General features: G+C 56.6%; 13 protein-coding genes. 7 read left to right on the top strand and 6 right to left on the bottom strand.

Annotation, left to right across the window (positions count from 1 at the left end; translation table 11 throughout):
• Window positions 1–238: 238 nt before the first annotated feature.
• A complete protein-coding gene (gene murA, locus A3850_RS12910; protein ID WP_068217109.1) occupies window positions 239–1,552 on the top strand; it encodes a UDP-N-acetylglucosamine 1-carboxyvinyltransferase in 1,314 nt (437 codons plus the stop codon).
• Between the two features lie 75 nt (window positions 1,553–1,627).
• Here murA and A3850_RS12905 read toward each other — a convergent pair whose 3' ends face one another.
• Entirely contained in the window at window positions 1,628–2,437 is an 810-nt protein-coding gene (locus A3850_RS12905; RefSeq protein WP_082921794.1) for a DUF547 domain-containing protein, read from the bottom strand.
• A 208-nt stretch (window positions 2,438–2,645) separates the two neighbouring features.
• On the opposite strand from A3850_RS12905, the gene A3850_RS12900 reads away from it, so the two are divergent.
• Window positions 2,646–4,184: a DUF4384 domain-containing protein gene (locus A3850_RS12900; RefSeq protein ID WP_068217107.1), complete on the top strand. Its 1,539-nt coding sequence runs from the start codon at window positions 2,646–2,648 to the stop codon at window positions 4,182–4,184.
• 68 nt (window positions 4,185–4,252) lie between these two features.
• Entirely contained in the window at window positions 4,253–7,525 is a 3,273-nt protein-coding gene (locus A3850_RS12895) for a caspase family protein (protein ID WP_068217105.1), read from the top strand.
• Window positions 7,526–7,596: 71 nt separating this feature from the next.
• Here A3850_RS12895 and A3850_RS12890 read toward each other — a convergent pair whose 3' ends face one another.
• Window positions 7,597–7,905, bottom strand: coding sequence for a DUF3817 domain-containing protein (locus A3850_RS12890; RefSeq protein WP_068217103.1), 309 nt, complete (start codon window positions 7,903–7,905; stop codon window positions 7,597–7,599).
• A 281-nt stretch (window positions 7,906–8,186) separates the two neighbouring features.
• A complete protein-coding gene (locus A3850_RS12885; RefSeq protein WP_068217102.1) occupies window positions 8,187–10,715 on the bottom strand; it encodes a DNA translocase FtsK in 2,529 nt (842 codons plus the stop codon).
• Between the two features lie 189 nt (window positions 10,716–10,904).
• Here A3850_RS12885 and moaA point away from each other — a divergent pair, with 189 nt between their 5' ends.
• The 3 genes from moaA to A3850_RS12870 are packed head-to-tail and all read left to right on the top strand — an operon-like array spanning window position 10,905 to window position 13,459.
• Complete coding sequence (gene moaA / locus A3850_RS12880) at window positions 10,905–11,882, top strand: GTP 3',8-cyclase MoaA (RefSeq protein ID WP_068217099.1); 978 nt, start codon at window positions 10,905–10,907, stop codon at window positions 11,880–11,882.
• Window positions 11,883–11,909: 27 nt separating this feature from the next.
• Entirely contained in the window at window positions 11,910–12,428 is a 519-nt protein-coding gene (moaC, locus tag A3850_RS12875) for a cyclic pyranopterin monophosphate synthase MoaC (protein ID WP_068217097.1), read from the top strand.
• Complete coding sequence (locus A3850_RS12870; protein ID WP_068217095.1) at window positions 12,428–13,459, top strand: HesA/MoeB/ThiF family protein; 1,032 nt, start codon at window positions 12,428–12,430, stop codon at window positions 13,457–13,459. The genes moaC and A3850_RS12870 overlap by 1 nt, the downstream gene beginning before the upstream one ends.
• On the opposite strand, the gene A3850_RS12865 is transcribed toward A3850_RS12870, so the two are convergent.
• The 3 genes from A3850_RS12865 to A3850_RS12855 are packed head-to-tail and all read right to left on the bottom strand — an operon-like array spanning window position 13,456 to window position 14,452.
• Window positions 13,456–13,872 carry a molybdenum cofactor biosynthesis protein MoaE gene (locus A3850_RS12865; RefSeq protein WP_068217093.1) on the bottom strand — a complete coding sequence of 139 codons (417 nt, stop codon included), beginning with the start codon at window positions 13,870–13,872 and terminating at the stop codon, window positions 13,456–13,458. The two genes, A3850_RS12870 and A3850_RS12865, sit on opposite strands and share 4 nt — an antisense overlap.
• A gap of 9 nt (window positions 13,873–13,881) precedes the next feature.
• A complete protein-coding gene (locus A3850_RS12860) occupies window positions 13,882–14,121 on the bottom strand; it encodes a MoaD/ThiS family protein (protein ID WP_068217091.1) in 240 nt (79 codons plus the stop codon).
• A 10-nt stretch (window positions 14,122–14,131) separates the two neighbouring features.
• A complete protein-coding gene (locus tag A3850_RS12855) occupies window positions 14,132–14,452 on the bottom strand; it encodes a Dabb family protein (RefSeq protein ID WP_197494051.1) in 321 nt (106 codons plus the stop codon).
• Between the two features lie 68 nt (window positions 14,453–14,520).
• Between A3850_RS12855 and A3850_RS12850 the strand changes: the two genes are divergently transcribed.
• Window positions 14,521–15,165 (top strand): rhomboid family intramembrane serine protease, encoded by a 645-nt coding sequence (locus tag A3850_RS12850; protein WP_068219763.1) that lies wholly within the window; start codon window positions 14,521–14,523, stop codon window positions 15,163–15,165.
• The last annotated feature ends 15 nt before the right edge of the window (window positions 15,166–15,180 follow it).

The raw sequence follows: 15,180 nt of genomic DNA, 5'->3' as shown, positions 1-15,180 counted from the left end.
AAGATTAAGGCCTCTCTAAAATCACAACAACTCAAAGATTCTATTCCCCCGCCGCGAATCCTCCCAGCCACGCGTCGAATCCTACCCCCATTCCCTCGCTCCCTAATCCCCTACCCGGCACCTGCGGCAGCGCCCCGTGATTTGTAGCGTACCAAAACACAGAGCGATGCAACAAATTGCAAATCATCAAACCGGTTTTCTGAATAGCGCAAGCGGCAACACTATATTCGCGCCCACTATGACGGACAACGGAACATTCATCGTCGAAGGCGGGCATAAGCTCTCCGGCGAGATCATCCCACAGGGGGCTAAGAACGAAGCATTACAGATCATCAGCGCCACGCTGATGACCGAGGAACCGGTAATGCTGACCAATCTGCCGGACATCCGGGACGTCAATAAGCTGCTCGATCTACTGAAAGGACTGGGTGCCGAAGTGGACCGTATCGACCGCCATACCTGCCGGGTGACGGCGAAGAACATCGACGTGGAGTACATGCAGAGCGCCAACTACGTGCGCGACGCTCAGCACATCCGTGGGTCAGTGATGTTGATCGCGCCCCTCCTCAACCGTTACGGACGCGCGACACTGCCCAAACCCGGTGGTGACAAGATCGGCCGCCGCCGGCTGGATACTCATCTGTTAGGATTACAAACTCTCGGCGCGGACTTCAAGTACGACGCGGACCGCCACATTTATTCCTTCTCCACGGACGGACTGAAGGGCGCCTACATTCACATGGATGAGATCAGCGTGACCGGCACCGCCAACGTCGTCATGGCCGCCGCCCTGGCTGACGGGGAGACCACCATTTATAACGCCGCCTGTGAACCCTACCTCCAACAGCTCTGCAAGATGCTGAACCGGATGGGCGCGAAGATCGAAGGCATTGGCTCCAACTTGCTGAAAATCCAGGGCGTCAATACCCTTGGTGGCACGGAACACCGGATGCTGCCCGACATGATTGAGATCGGCAGCTTCATCGGGATGGCCGCCATGACGGGTTCGGACATCACGATCAAGGACGTCTCCGTAGAAAACCTGGGGATCATCCCCCGCACCTTCGAGCGGATGGGGATCACCTTGAACATTAAGGGGGACGACATCCACATCCCCGCCCACGATCATTACGAAATCCAATCGTTCATCGACGGCGGTCTGATGACCATCTACGATGCACCCTGGCCAGGTTTTACGCCCGACCTCATGAGCATTTGCCTGGTAACGGCCATTCAGGCGCGAGGATCGGTGCTCATCCACCAAAAGATGTTTGAGTCCCGCCTATTCTTCGTCGATAAACTGATCGACATGGGTGCTCAAATCATCCTCTGTGATCCGCACCGCGCCACCGTCATCGGGATGGACCGCCGGGCTCCGCTACGGGGTATTTCGATGTCATCGCCCGACATCCGTGCCGGTGTATCGCTACTGATTGCCGCCCTTTCCGCCGAGGGGACGAGCCGCATTGATAACATCCACCAAATTGACCGGGGGTACCAGGATATTGATGGGCGTCTGCGGGCTTTGGGTGCAAGCATCATCCGGGAATAGTAGCGTAGTCGGGTAGTCCGGTAGTCGGGTAGTACTTACGGCACTACCCGACTACGCTACTACCTGACTACCCGACTAATCCTCCGCCCAGATCCCCGTCTTCAGTGTCCAGTCGTAGTCTTTGAACTCGCGGTTGATGTCCTTCTGTTCCTCCGTGAGCACGCCGTATTCTACCAGGTAGTCGGCGATCCCGCCGCGGTCTTTGAAGTCGCCGCGGAACCAGGAGAATAGTGGGGTTAGGTAGATAGTCTTTTCTCCGTCTACCTCTTTGATCTCGGAGTGTTTTGCCAGGTACTTGGTCACCCTTTCGTTGATCTGATCCTGAAAAGTTTCGGGTTCGTAGATCTCGACCGGAGGGCAGTCGGCGGCCCCGCAATTCAGCGCAAAGTGGACGCGGGAGTCACCGCCGTCGATGGCAAAGGTCCGTTCAAACTTGTTGGAGAAGATCTGGGGAATGAAGCCTAGCCCAAAGCGGTTCTCCCCTCCCCTGATGATGCCGTGTTCCATTTCGTTCGGCGACATGGTTTTGCCGGCTACGGTAAAGGCGGGCGTTGAGAAGAAGTCGCCACGGTTATCGAACAAACTTGGGTCTTCCGTCAGTAGATGTTGTACCATCGCATTGTAGGTATTGACCCAGAAGGAGAGTTGCTTCTCCCGCGTATCGAGGGCGGCCGCCAGCAATTTGGGATTCAAATCAGCTAGATCGGTAACCAGGGCGGATACGTCTTCCCCATCTTTAAGTCCCTGGAGAAGCTCTTCACTGAGTTGGTTCGGGCTTACGAAATCGGGGTCCGTTGGTGGGTAGGTTTCGGTGGGTTGGTAGCTGCCGCAGGAGGAGAATAGAAGTGCGAGAGCGAACGTCAACAGTGAGGAGCAGCGTAGCATAGGTGGTTATTTGCCAATCTAAACAGTATTATTCCCTAATTGTGTGGTAAGGATTTTGTGGTGAATGTCCGAAAGCGACTGTAGTTACTCCGCACCGGTGGTTTACAGGTCAAGGTGATCCCTTTCAACGCGTATCGGGCTAAAAATTGAATTTATTTTGGGAATAATGGCTGGATTCGGAAATTAGGGGTCCAAACACCCGTCAGCTATGATCCGGCTTTCGCTCTTTTTTAGCCTCCTTCTGATTACCCTTCCCGCCGCGGCCCAGCGGTACATGATGGGAGAAACCTTTGACGAAGCGGCGTATAACGCCCTTCCGCTGAAGGCCAAAATTTCCACCCGATCAATTCTCCCACCAAGGGTTAGCCTGGAGCAATACGCGCCGACGCCGGGAGATCAGGGCCCTTACGGAACCTGTAGCAGTTGGGCATCTGCCTATCATTTTCGGACGATCATCGAAGCCAAGCAACGTGGCGTTGAGGATCAGGCAGCGATTGATCAGTTGGCGTACAGCCCTACCTGGGTCAATGAGATCCTGAAGCAGGACGAGGACGAAACTTGCAACATGGGGCTATCCACGGTCAATACCCTGGCGGTATTTCAGAAGTTGGGTGTGCCGAGTTACGCCAGCCTGCCCTTCGCCTGTATGACGGGCACCCGGGAGGAACGGCTAACGGAACTAGACGCCTATTTTGAAGAAGCCCAAGCCGCGCGCATCCGTGATTTACAGATCCTGTTTAAAACCGAACCCGTAGTATCGGCCGAAGAGAAAATCCGCACCATTAAAAAAGTACTGGCCGAAGGTTACCCGGTGCTGGTTAGCCACATTCTCTTCGAGAGCTTTCAAACGGCCAAGGATGTATGGAAGGTCACCCCTCAAGAAAAGCTACACCCTGAGCACGGCCGCCACGCAATGGTGATTGTTGGTTACGATGACGAAAAATACGGCGGCGCCTTCCGCTACCTCAACTCCTGGGGCACGGGATGGGGCGACGGTGGTTTCACCTGGGTCCCTTACGAGACGACGGGTGAGCTCTGCTACGGCGCCTACCAGGCGTTCCCCTTTCCGGTGAACCCCCACCCCGCCCCGGCACCTACCCCCGAGCCGCCGGCACCCGCGCCAACGCCAATGCCCAGCCCACCCCAACCAAAACCGGCCCCGGCCCCGATCGCGGCGGAGGCTCCCTCCGGGGGGATTGAATTCGTTTTACGGAATGGCGAAACCATGCCCGTCTCGCGCGTCTCTACCCGCAATCTGATCGTGGAAGACGATGACGGTTCCGCCCCCGCAGCACCGGCCTACCGAATGCGGGAAGCCTACCCCAGCGGCACCCGGTTCCGCTTCTATCTGGAGACGAAAGTCGAAGGTTATCTCTACGCATTTGCCAGCGATCTGAGTCGCCAGGTAAATCGGATCTTCCCCTACGATAATAGCGTTTCTCCCCTCGTGGGCCGGAACTCCATCATTCCCTTCCCAGCGGACACCAAGGTGATCCGAATGGACAATAACCCCGGTACGGATTACTTGATGGTCCTCTTTAGCCAGCAAGCCCTGGACGTAAACAAACTTGAGTTACGGATGGCGGAGGTGGAAGGCGGCCTGGCCACCAAGCTCCGCGCTGCGCTGGGTGATGCCTTGATCGATCCCTCCCAAATAAACTACGCGGCCAATCAAGTCGGGTTCGAAGTCGTCGGGGAAACCGCCGGCACGGTTGTCCCTATCCTGATTGAGTTGCGCCACGACTGATCCGATTCCTTTACCCTAGCCCTCCAGAACGTAGCGCCATGCGTGCCCTTATATTTCTACTTGTTCTCGTGTCCACCAGCCTACTGGCTCAGGGGCCGGAATTGGTGTTGCCCACTAACCATACGGAGCCCATCCGCGGGTTGGTCCTGTCAAAAGACGGCCGCACGGTGGCTTCAAGTTCGGGCACGGACGTCAAGTTGTGGGAGTACCGGACCGGCCGGCTGATCAAGAACTTTAATTTCCCCGGCGAGTCATCCTTCACTAGTTACAAGGACTTTCTGGCCTTCAGCAACGACGACAAATATTTACTGGCGCTCTCCGATGAGGCTCTACACTTGATTGATCTCCGTTCCCTGGAAGTAGTCGACCAAAAGCAACTCTTCACGACGGAGAACCGCATTTTGAATCGGACTTCCCACACGGGGGCCGTGTCTGCTCACCCCGATGGCAGCCGCTTTCACTTTGAACGGCTGATTGATGGCAAGACGAGTCTGGAGGAATACACTATTGTTGATCGGCGGCTGACAACTGTAGCTACGTTCGACGTCAGCGGAGAGGTGAAGAAACCCGCGCGGCGGATCAGTTACAGCCCCGACGGTAATCTGGTGCTGGTGACCTTCACTTCCACGATGGGCAACAAGATCATCAATTTAACCAAGCGGGAAGCTTTTGACTATAACTACGGCGAGTCTTACCTCCCCGACGGAAATCTTCTCGTCCAGTTCAGGGAGGAAGGGGCAACTACCCTTCGCGCCGTCACGGTGGCGGGAGAAACGATCTGGGAAAAGAAGATCTCCAACCCGATCTTCAAGCAGTGGCAGCCGGAATTCAGTAACCTGGCCTTCAGCATCCCCGATCAGCAATTCTACTATGGCCTTAAGGACGGTGGAATGATCTCCGGCAACTACCGTACCGGGGCAAATGTCGGGTATCGACAAAAGCCCGCTGGCGCGACGGGAGAGGCGCTCCTGATCAGCACCAACGGAGATTTGGTGGTTACTACGCAATCGCCAGTGTCCATTCAAGTTACCGATCCGGCGGGCGGTGCGGCTCCGCGCGTCTTTGGGGCGGGGACACTTTCTATCAGCGATTTCGTGACCGATCCGTATAGTTCTCGCTTTGCGGTATCCGGTCGGGAAAGGAGTGTTCGCGTCTACGACCTGACCGGGCGGGGGCCTCGGCTCCGCTACGCTACGGAGGTACCCGATTACGTAAAATTAGCCCTAAGCCCCGGCGGGCAGTTTCTGACGACGGTGGACACAAAGAACGGATCCGTCTTGGTCCATGACGTGGTTACCGGTAGGACGCGATCATTAGCGTTGCCGTTCAGTAAGCCACTCTGGTCTGCCGTGAGTAGAGAGGGAGTGATTGGGGTCGTATCGGCCGCCGGGGTAGCATTCTATCCGCCTGGGTCAACTGCGGCGGCGTGGGTCAAGTCTTTTGATCCCGACCCAAACCATGCCCTCGATATTTACCACGGTATCGCCATCTCGCCCGATGGAGAGCAGTTGGTCGCCACGGGCTACCGGGCGGGTGGGAGCAATGGTAACGACTATACAGCTATCACCGCCGCGTTTCGGACTAGCGACGGAAAGGAGCAATGGTTCAAAGCCTCATCGCTCACCGGGTACGCCTTCAACGCTGACGGTACTTTGCTGACGGGGGGCGATTATAAAGACGTCTTCCAGTGGCGGGCTACCAATGGAAAACCCGTTACCGAATTTTCAACCCGCGGCCCTCTCGCAATGGACGGAGCAAAGCACCCCAGCGGAGATAAATTAACTGTACGGAGTGACGGGAAAATGGGAGAAGACATACGAATCATGGAGGTCGGCAGTCAACGCACCGGCCAGACCTTTTCCGGGCACGTTAACATGATTATCGCCAATGGATTTTTGGTGGATGGCTTTCACTTGAGCGCCGGGTTTGACAACACCATCCGGCTCTGGGACGAGCGTACGGGCGAAGAAAAAGCCAAGTTTTTCTTCTTCGCGAACCCCAACGAGTGGGTTACCATCGCTCCCGATGGCCGCTTCGATGCAACCGAAGGCGCGCTGGGCTTGATGCACTACCGGGTAGGTTCTCGCTTGGTTCCTTTGGAGCAGTACTTTGAAAATTTCCTCACGCCCAATTTGCTGGGTCAGGTCCTTACGCGCTCACCCCTACCGCCAGTCAGTTCCATCAAAATTGGCCAATTGCAGGACCCACCCACCGTGAAATTGACTTACCTGGCCGGAACGCGCAACCTCATCGTGGAAGATGACGACGAAAGTATCCAAACAATCAGGGCGCTGACGCAGGATGCCAAGCTGGTGATAGAGGGCACCGGGAGGGGAAGCGCCATCGAAGAACTACGCCTCTACCACAACGGAAAACTCATCGACCGGACCGACCGAAATTTGGTCGTCGAGGACGATACTGAGGACGGAGAGACCAAGACCTACAACGTCCGCTTACTGGAGGGTGATAATGACTTCCGAGCCGTCGCCGTCAACGCTCAGCGGACCGAATCAGCTCCCGCCCTGCTCCGCCTTACGTACACCGCACCTGCGTCAGCGCCCGAGAAGAAGGGGATCACGCTGCACCTTATAACCATTGGGATCAACGAATACAAGAACCGAAAGTACAACCTCAACTACGCGGAGGCCGACGCCGGTGGGATCGACGCCCAGCTATCCGGAGGCATGGCGAGCATCGTAAGCGAAACCCGCCGCTACCCCATCAGAAATGACCGGGCGACGCGATCGGACATCATTGCGGCGCTGGAAAAAATCCGCCAGGAAGCAAAGCCAGAAGACCTACTAGTATTCTACTACGCCGGGCACGGGGTGATGACCGAGGGAGTGGACAGAGACTTCTACCTGATCCCCCACGACCTGACTCAATTGTACGGAAATGATGACGGCCTGAAGGCAAAGGGCATTAGCGCGACGGAGCTGAAGGCCATCTCCAGTGCCATAGCCGCCCGCAAGCAGTTGTACATTCTCGATGCCTGCCACAGCGCTAGCGCCGTTGAAACCATCGCCACCAGGGGCGCTGCCGAGGAGCGCGCCATCGCCCAACTGGCCCGTTCCACCGGCACGCACTGGCTCACTTCGACCGGCTCGGAACAACTAGCCAGCGAGTTTGACGACCTGGGGCACGGGGCTTTCACCTACGCCGTGTTGGAAGCGCTGAAGGGAAAGGCAGCCGGCGACGACACAAGGGTAACCGTGAATGAACTAAAGGCGTACCTGGACCGCGTCGTCCCGGAACTGACCGAGCAGAAAACGGGGACCGCCCAATACCCCGCCAGCTTTGGCTTTGGGCAGGATTTCCCCGTTGCGGTCGGCCGGAGATAGGCATTGGGAGAGGATACAGGGTTTCCGCTGAGGCTACCTCAGCACTAAATTGAATCCGTACGGGTCTGGTCTTACCCTTCCTGGTCCGCCAACAACTTCCAATCCGCCACAAAAGTCCCGAATGGGATGATGGCCGCGCCCCACAAGGCCAATAATTTCCAGACCGGCCATTTCCGTTGCCAGTAGAACATCAGCGCCCCGGCGCAATAAAAGATGAACAGGGCGCCGTGGATCATCCCCGCAATCTTGTTGGGTTCCGGCTGGTCATAGATATACTTCAGCGGCATCGTGATCCCCAGGATCAGCAGGAAAGAAATGCCTTCAATAATGCCGAGCAGTCGGAAGCGGCCGAACTCGGAAGAGAGGTGATTACTTAGCATGGCGCAAAGATCGCAGCTGCGGTTGGGGTGGGTGTTTGGGGATTGTCAATATCTCATGAATCCGGGCATCTCTTAGGCTTTAGCCTGACACTAAACCCGTAGCAATAATTAGCACTTTTCCCCGGCCGGAGGCCGCGAACCTGGGCGTCTCTTTCTTCTTAAACTTCTTATTCATCTTTGCGAAACCAATCAGGCCGCAGGACGTGACCAGAAACCTCTTTTCCTCCTTATCCCCTTGATCTTCTTGTCGAAAAATCCCGACTGAAGGCCGCGCACCGAGTCTACCCCCGATTTCTCAGATCATCAATAAACCGCGTCAATTCCTGCTCATCGTACACGAGTACTTCCCGCGGCTTAGAACCTTGAGCTGGCCCAACGATGCCCAACTGTTCCATCTGATCGACAATCCGTCCAGCGCGGTTATAGCCCAGCTTCAGGCGGCGCTGAATCATGGAAGTAGAGCCGTGTTGCTGCTGAATGATCAGGCGAGCGGCATCCTCGAACATATCGTCGAGGTCGGCGTAGGAGAGGGCGCCGCTGCCGGCCATTTCTTCGTCGGTGTTGTACTCCGGTAGCAAGTAGGGTTCCACGTAACCGCGCTGCTTACCGATGAAGTCGATCACCTCCTCCACTTCGGGGGTGTCGACGAAGGCACCCTGGAGGCGGACGATGTCGCCGCCGTTAGACAGGAGCATATCACCACGGCCGATCAGTTGGTCGGCGCCGCCGCCATCGAGGATGGTACGGGAATCCACCTTGGCCGTCACTTTGTAGGCAATCCGGGCCGGGAAGTTGGCTTTGATAACCCCCGTGATGATGTTCACCGACGGGCGCTGAGTAGCTATCACCAGGTGAATCCCGACGGCACGGGAGAGCTGTGCGAGCCGCGCAATCGGCATCTCCACCTCCTTACCCGCCGTCATGATGAGGTCGGCGAACTCGTCGATGACCAGTACGATGAAGGGGAGGAATTTGTGGCCTTTCTCCGGGTTCAGCTTGCGGGCCACGAACTTCTGGTTGTACTCCTTAATGTTCCGGGCGGAAGCTTTTTTCAGCAGGTCGTACCGCTGGTCCATCTCAATACAGAGGCTGTTAAGGATGTGGATGACCTTGGTCGTCTCCGTCGTGATGGGCTCCGTCTGGCCGGGGAGGAAGGCCAGGAAGTGGCTCTCCAACTTAGCGTAGGGGAAGAGTTCCACCTTCTTCGGGTCGATCATCACCAGCTTCACCTGCGAGGGGTGCTTTTTGTAGAGGATCGACATGATGATCGAGTTGATACCCACCGATTTACCCTGGCCCGTCGCACCGGCCACCAGGAGGTGAGGCATCTTAGCAAGGTCGGCGATCAACACCTCGTTCTTGATGGTCTTACCAAGCGCAAGCGGGAGATCCATTTTGGCGTTGCGGAACTTATCCGATTCGATGACCTCGCGCATGGAGACCATCTGCGGGTTCTTGTTCGGCACCTCAATACCGATGGTGCCACGGCCGGGGATCGGCGCGATGATCCGGATACCAAGTGCGGCCAGGGAGAGGGCGATGTCATCCTCCAGGTTCTTGATCTTGCTGATTCGTACGCCGGGTGCGGGGACGATCTCGTAGAGCGTTACCGTTGGCCCGATGGTGGCGCGGATCTTGGTGATCTCGATCTTGTAATTAAGGAGGGTCTCAATGATCTGGTCCTTATTGGCCTCCAGCTCGCTTCGGTCCACTTCGGCGGAACCCGTGTCGCGGTCGATGAGCAGCTCAACGATGGGGGATGTAAAGTTCGGCAGGTCCAGCGTCGGGTCGTAGGGCTCCGAGTGGTTTTGGTTTTGGGCCGTCGCGGCCAGGTCGGTATTGATACCGGTATCGCCATCCGCAATGATGAGGTTGTCTACGCCCGTCGCGAGTGGGTCCGGGCTGATGACGGTGAGGTCACCAACGGCATCAATTGGCATTTCCAGTTGTTTGCCGGGGATCTGTTCGATGCCCTTGTCGCCCAGGGTGGCGGGGCCTTCGACTTCGAAGTCGTCTCCCCCACCCGGCCGGAGGACGGAGGCCCGTTCCTTGGAGGGTCGCAGCGGTTCGTTTACGTTAACGGTGGACCGAATTTTTAGCCCGGAACTTTCCTCCAGGGCAACGCCCGGCGTAAAGGCACCGGCGTTTCCCCCTTCCACGGCACCCGCGGCAGCGCCCTTGCGCTTGGGTAGGCGACCGGAAAAGTGGTCGTAAATATCGTTTTTGATCTGCTCCGGCGTCCCGTTGAAGTCGATTTTGACTTCAATGACGAGATAGATCGCCACGAGGGCGAACAGTAGTAGTACCACGCCAAATGCGCCGAGCACCCGCGTGAGGTGGCTTACCAGGTAGGCGCCCACGGCCCCACCAAGGGGAAAATTGGTAACGCTCCCGAAGAGAAATTCCAGTAGAACCGCCCCGCCGATCATCGCGAGCATAACGGTTACGAATGGCCCCATCATCTCCTTGATTACGCGGCGGCGGAGGAAGTTCAGGCCCAATTTCCAGAGCAGGTAGACCACCCCGAAGGAGGGCACTCCGAAGAGGAAATACATCCAGAAATTAGAGAGAAAGGCGCCGAGGCGGCCGAGCCAATTGTCTACCGTTGGGCCGTCGTTCAGGAGGAGTTTCCAGCTGAAGCGGAGGACGCGGTCCTGGTCCACTTTCCAGGTGAAGAGGTAGGAAATGAAAGCTACCCCAAGGTACACGGCCATTAGGATGAGGAGAATGCCGAAGAGTTTCGGCACCCGCTCGTCGCCGAAGCCCATCTTCAGGCCCGGTTGGGTAGTTTTCTTTTTTGCTTTGGCCATACAGTAAGTGAAATCCTGCCCCGCTGAGGGCTAGGTGCGAAAGTACGGTACGCAAGGTGATTCCGCGGGATACTTGCAGCGGTATTGTTAGGGATTTCCCCTCGAATCCGGGCGGAAAGTCATATTTATCCAATACACTTGTTCCCCGCGCCTCCCGGCCGGCAAATGCACTACCTTCGTGAGCAAGTAATGCTACTCGATAATCACCACCGCCAAACTACCTATTTGCGCCTGGCCGTTACGGACCGGTGCAACCTGCGGTGCCGGTACTGCATGCCGGCGGAAGGTATCGATTTCAGCCCCCGTTCCGAACTGCTGACCTTCGAGGAAATCCTGCTCCTTTGCCGAACGTTGGCCGATCTGGGCGTCAACAAAGTCCGGCTGACGGGTGGTGAACCACTCTCGCGCCGTGGTTTGACGGACTTGGTGGACGGCCTCAGCCCCCTCTTCCCCACCCTGGCGATGACGACGAATGGTATCCTTTTGCCCCAACACCTCGACCGTTTAGTAGCGGCGGGCCTGACCAATTATAACCTCAGCCTGGACACTTTGCGGCCGGAACGCTTCTTCGAAATTACCCGTCGGGATGAATTTGACGGCACCTGGCGGGCGCTGGAATTGCTTCAAGCTGCGCAGCTGAATACTAAGATCAACGTGGTCGTTATGGCGAGCCGTAACGACGACGAGTTGCTCGATTTCGTGGCCCTCACCAAAGATCGGGCCATTGACGTTCGCTTCATCGAAGCCATGCCCTTTAACGATGGTGATGGCAACCACCATCTCTTCTTATCGGCCACGGAGATGCTTACTCGTATTCGTTCCCAGCACCCCGATTTAGCCGTTAATACGGACGATCGCCACAGTAGTGCGCAACGGTATCGTGTGCCTGGCTACCTTGGCAGTTTTGGCATCATTCCGGCCTACAGTCGCACGCTTTGCGGCAGCTGCAATCGCCTGCGGGTGACGCCGAAAGGGACGCTGCTGAACTGCCTTTACTCCACTAAAGGCCTTGAATTGCGGCCGCTTCTACGAGCGGGCATTGGCGAATCCGAACTCGCCGAACTCATCACTATTTTTGTGGCGGGTAAGCACGTTAATGGCCACGTTACTCAGAAGTTGGAGCAATCGAGTTCCACTTTTGCTTCAATGACTTCCATTGGCGGCTAAGCTCTTCTCATCCCTAATCCAAACCCCATGCCCCTCACCCACCTTGATGATTCCGGCCGCCCTACTATGGTCGACGTTGGCGACAAAAAGATCACGGATCGGCGGGCCACCGCGGAAGCTACGATCGTCGTCGGAGCAGCCATCATGGCGGAGCTCACCGCGGCGGGCTTTTCCACGAAAAAAGGTTCCGTCATTAACACGGCCATCATTGCGGGTACGATGGCGGTGAAGCAGACCTGGGCGGTCATTCCGCTGTGCCACGCCATCCCCATCTCCTCCTGCAAGATTCACATCGAGGCGCTCAACGACAGCGACCAATCAAGTAATGCGAGCGCTGCCGCGGGTGCGATGCGGGTGACGTGTACCGTCCGGACGGCCGGCAGAACGGGCGTAGAAATGGAGGCCCTCCACGGAGCCACGGTGGCAGCATTAACGGTTTACGATATGTGTAAGGCGATGAGCCACGACATCCGGATCGAGAACGTCCACCTGGTGACCAAAACCGGCGGAAAGTCGGATTACCACCATTCCGAAATCCAAAAGTGATGGCCAGTGGAGAGAAGAGATTTGTCCGGCAAACCGTCCTGCCCGGAGTTGGGCAAGCTGGTCAGGAGAAGTTGGGCAAATCCCACGTGTTGATCGTCGGCTGCGGTGGACTGGGTTCCCCAGCCGCCGTGTACCTGGCCGGCGCCGGCGTTGGCCGTTTGACGTTGGTGGATGGCGACCGCATTTCCCTTTCCAATTTACACCGGCAGGTCTTTTACCGGGAGGATGATCCCCGGTACAAGGTGGAGGCACTGGCTGAATACTGCCGTTCCCTTCACCTTGGCACCCGCGTCAGCGCCCAAAAAACTTACCTGGATGCGGGGAACGTGAAAGCACTAATTGAGGCCGCTGATATTGTGCTGGATTGCTGCGACGATGCGGCCACGAAACACCTCCTGAGCGATGCCTGCCATACCCTTAGGACTCCCCTCGTATACGGCGCCGCCCAAGGTTTCTCCGGCTACCTTTGTTTGTTCCCAAACGACGTAAAAGATGCCCCCCACCTGCGGGACCTGTACCCCGAACCCGACCCAACTCTTCCAGATTGTGCCACGACCGGGGTGCTAGGAACCGCGGTAGCAACGATTGGATTGCAACAGGCGACGACGGCGCTGACCTACCTGATAGGTCTCCCCGGCGTTCCAACCAATACCCTGATTACCTACGATGCGCTAACGCACCGGCAACACCGCCTGCAAGTACCGAAAACCTACGTGAAAGACGTCCCCCCACCCTTCCGCAACGTCACCTCCCGCCGCGCCGAGTTGGAGACGGATGATTTTGACCTAAGCCGCTACACCAAAGTGTTCACGATGCTGGACGAGCAGCGGGAACCCGAGCCGGATGAAGGGGTGATCCGACTGACGAAGCGCAACCCTTTTGGGCAGTGCGTGGAACAGATGAAGGAAGACGGCGAGTACCTGTTGTACTGTAATTCCGGAAAGCTCAGTCTGATGCTGGCCGCCCAACTCCAAAAGGCCGGTTACCGTGCCCTGAGTTTGCGGGGCGGGTTGGTCGCTTTTGGCCGTTAGGGACGGGAATTGATCCAAAAGCTACCGTCGTCCCGGAATTCCTTTTTCCAGATGGGGACGGTTTTCTTTAGCTCGTCAATGATGAATTCACAGCCCGCGAAGGCCGCCTTACGGTGGTGACTGGAGACGGCGACGATTACGGCGACGTCCCCGATTTGTAGAGTTCCCTTCCGGTGGTGAAGGCTGATTTTGGCTAGGCCGAATTCGGCAATGGCACGTTCGGCGATCTTTTGCATCTCCTTGATGGCCATCGGGTCGTAGCTCGAAAATTCGAGGTGGGTGACGGTTTCCCCCTGGTTGTGGTTGCGGATGGTGCCGACGAAAAAGGCCAGCCCGCCGCAGGCAGGATCGGCCACGAACTGATTGCAATCATCGAGGCTAAGAGCTTCGCCAAGGAGTTGTACGTCGATCATATTCAGGATTTACCCGCCGCTTACGGGGGGAATGATGACGAGGTTATCGCTGGCCGTGATGGGATCTTCCGGCCGCGCGTAGGCTTCGTTACGGGCGATGGCGAAGTCTTTCAGTTCGCCCAGTTCAACGTACTGCTCGAGGATGGCCGCGCGCAATTCGGCAACGGTTGCCCCTTTGTGCACGATAACGGAGATGGGTGAACCTAATAATTCTTTAGCGGCCGCAAAAGTGTGTACGTTGATGGTCATCGAGGAATGATCAGGCGAGGCTATCGAATACTTTGACGGTCGCAAACTTGTGGGCCTGCTCCTCTACGAACTTCAGGTGTACTGGGTCATCCTGGTACAACTTCTGGTCCGGCACGCTCGCAAAGTGGAGATGGATGCTGTAATCGAAGGAATGATCCGTGACGTCACGTTCTTCGGTTGGGGCGGGCCCACCGCCGTAGAAATGCAGTACGGTGGGTGCCGTTGCCAGGGCGCTGGCACCGGCAACGAAGTTGCTCCTTTCCGCTTCGGTGAGTTCTTCCTTCAACCAGAAGTAGACGGTGTGGATCATTTTGGTGGGGCGGTCAGCCATACATTTTGCTTAAGGGGGTAAACGAACTGCTTATCGTAGATTTGGCGCAAGTTAACGCCCCCTTTCCTATGCTCATCACCTATCTGATAATTGGAGTCACCGTTGCGGTTTCTCTTTACGCCATGAACAACCCGCAGTTGGTCAATCAATTGCTGTTCGTGCCGGCGGCCATCAAGGAGCGGGGAGAAACTTACCGCTTCGTGAGTGGCGGATTCATCCACGCAGATTTCATGCACCTGGCCTTTAATATGTACACGCTGTACATTTTTGGAGGGGAGGCGGAATCCAGCTTTCAGGTGATGTTCGGACCGACGTTCGGTGGGGTTGCTTACTTATTATTTTACGTTGCCCTCATCATTTTAGCTGGCATTCCTGATTACATGAAGCACCAGGATAATTACGGCTACCGCGCGCTGGGTGCATCGGGTGCGGTATCGGGCATGATCTGGCCACTGACGTTCTTCATTCCTTGGACCCCCATCTTCTGGGGAATCATTCCTCCCATTGTCTGGGGCGTCGGCTACATGTTATACAGTAGTTATGCGGATAAGCGGGGCGGTGACAACATTGGCCACAGCGCCCACTTGTGGGGTAGTGTTTTTGGCTTTCTCCTTTTTGCCGTACTGACCTTTTTCCTCTACAACGACCTATTTACCAGCTTCCTTTATAAGCTGACTACTTTTGACACCAGCTTCACGCTTTACGTGAGCTAGCCAGGGGAAAGCAAG

It is taken from the genome of Lewinella sp. 4G2 (assembly GCF_001625015.1).
Taxonomy (GTDB): domain Bacteria; phylum Bacteroidota; class Bacteroidia; order Chitinophagales; family Saprospiraceae; genus Neolewinella.
The sequence above is the reverse complement of the archived record's forward strand: the minus strand, read 5'-3'. Positions and strand labels throughout refer to the sequence as shown.

What these genes read in the sequence shown, in the direction of transcription:
- murA (WP_068217109.1), top strand. Translation starts at nt 239, where the DNA reads ATGACGGACAACGGAACATTCATCGTCGAAGGCGGGCATAAGCTCTCC.
- A3850_RS12905 (WP_082921794.1), bottom strand. Translation starts at nt 2,437, where the DNA reads ATGCTACGCTGCTCCTCACTGTTGACGTTCGCTCTCGCACTTCTATTC.
- A3850_RS12900 (WP_068217107.1), top strand. Translation starts at nt 2,646, where the DNA reads ATGATCCGGCTTTCGCTCTTTTTTAGCCTCCTTCTGATTACCCTTCCC.
- A3850_RS12890 (WP_068217103.1), bottom strand. Translation starts at nt 7,905, where the DNA reads ATGCTAAGTAATCACCTCTCTTCCGAGTTCGGCCGCTTCCGACTGCTC.
- A3850_RS12885 (WP_068217102.1), bottom strand. Translation starts at nt 10,715, where the DNA reads ATGGCCAAAGCAAAAAAGAAAACTACCCAACCGGGCCTGAAGATGGGC.
- moaA (WP_068217099.1), top strand. Translation starts at nt 10,905, where the DNA reads ATGCTACTCGATAATCACCACCGCCAAACTACCTATTTGCGCCTGGCC.
- moaC (WP_068217097.1), top strand. Translation starts at nt 11,910, where the DNA reads ATGCCCCTCACCCACCTTGATGATTCCGGCCGCCCTACTATGGTCGAC.
- A3850_RS12870 (WP_068217095.1), top strand. Translation starts at nt 12,428, where the DNA reads ATGGCCAGTGGAGAGAAGAGATTTGTCCGGCAAACCGTCCTGCCCGGA.
- A3850_RS12865 (WP_068217093.1), bottom strand. Translation starts at nt 13,872, where the DNA reads ATGATCGACGTACAACTCCTTGGCGAAGCTCTTAGCCTCGATGATTGC.
- A3850_RS12860 (WP_068217091.1), bottom strand. Translation starts at nt 14,121, where the DNA reads ATGACCATCAACGTACACACTTTTGCGGCCGCTAAAGAATTATTAGGT.
- A3850_RS12855 (WP_197494051.1), bottom strand. Translation starts at nt 14,452, where the DNA reads ATGGCTGACCGCCCCACCAAAATGATCCACACCGTCTACTTCTGGTTG.
- A3850_RS12850 (WP_068219763.1), top strand. Translation starts at nt 14,521, where the DNA reads ATGCTCATCACCTATCTGATAATTGGAGTCACCGTTGCGGTTTCTCTT.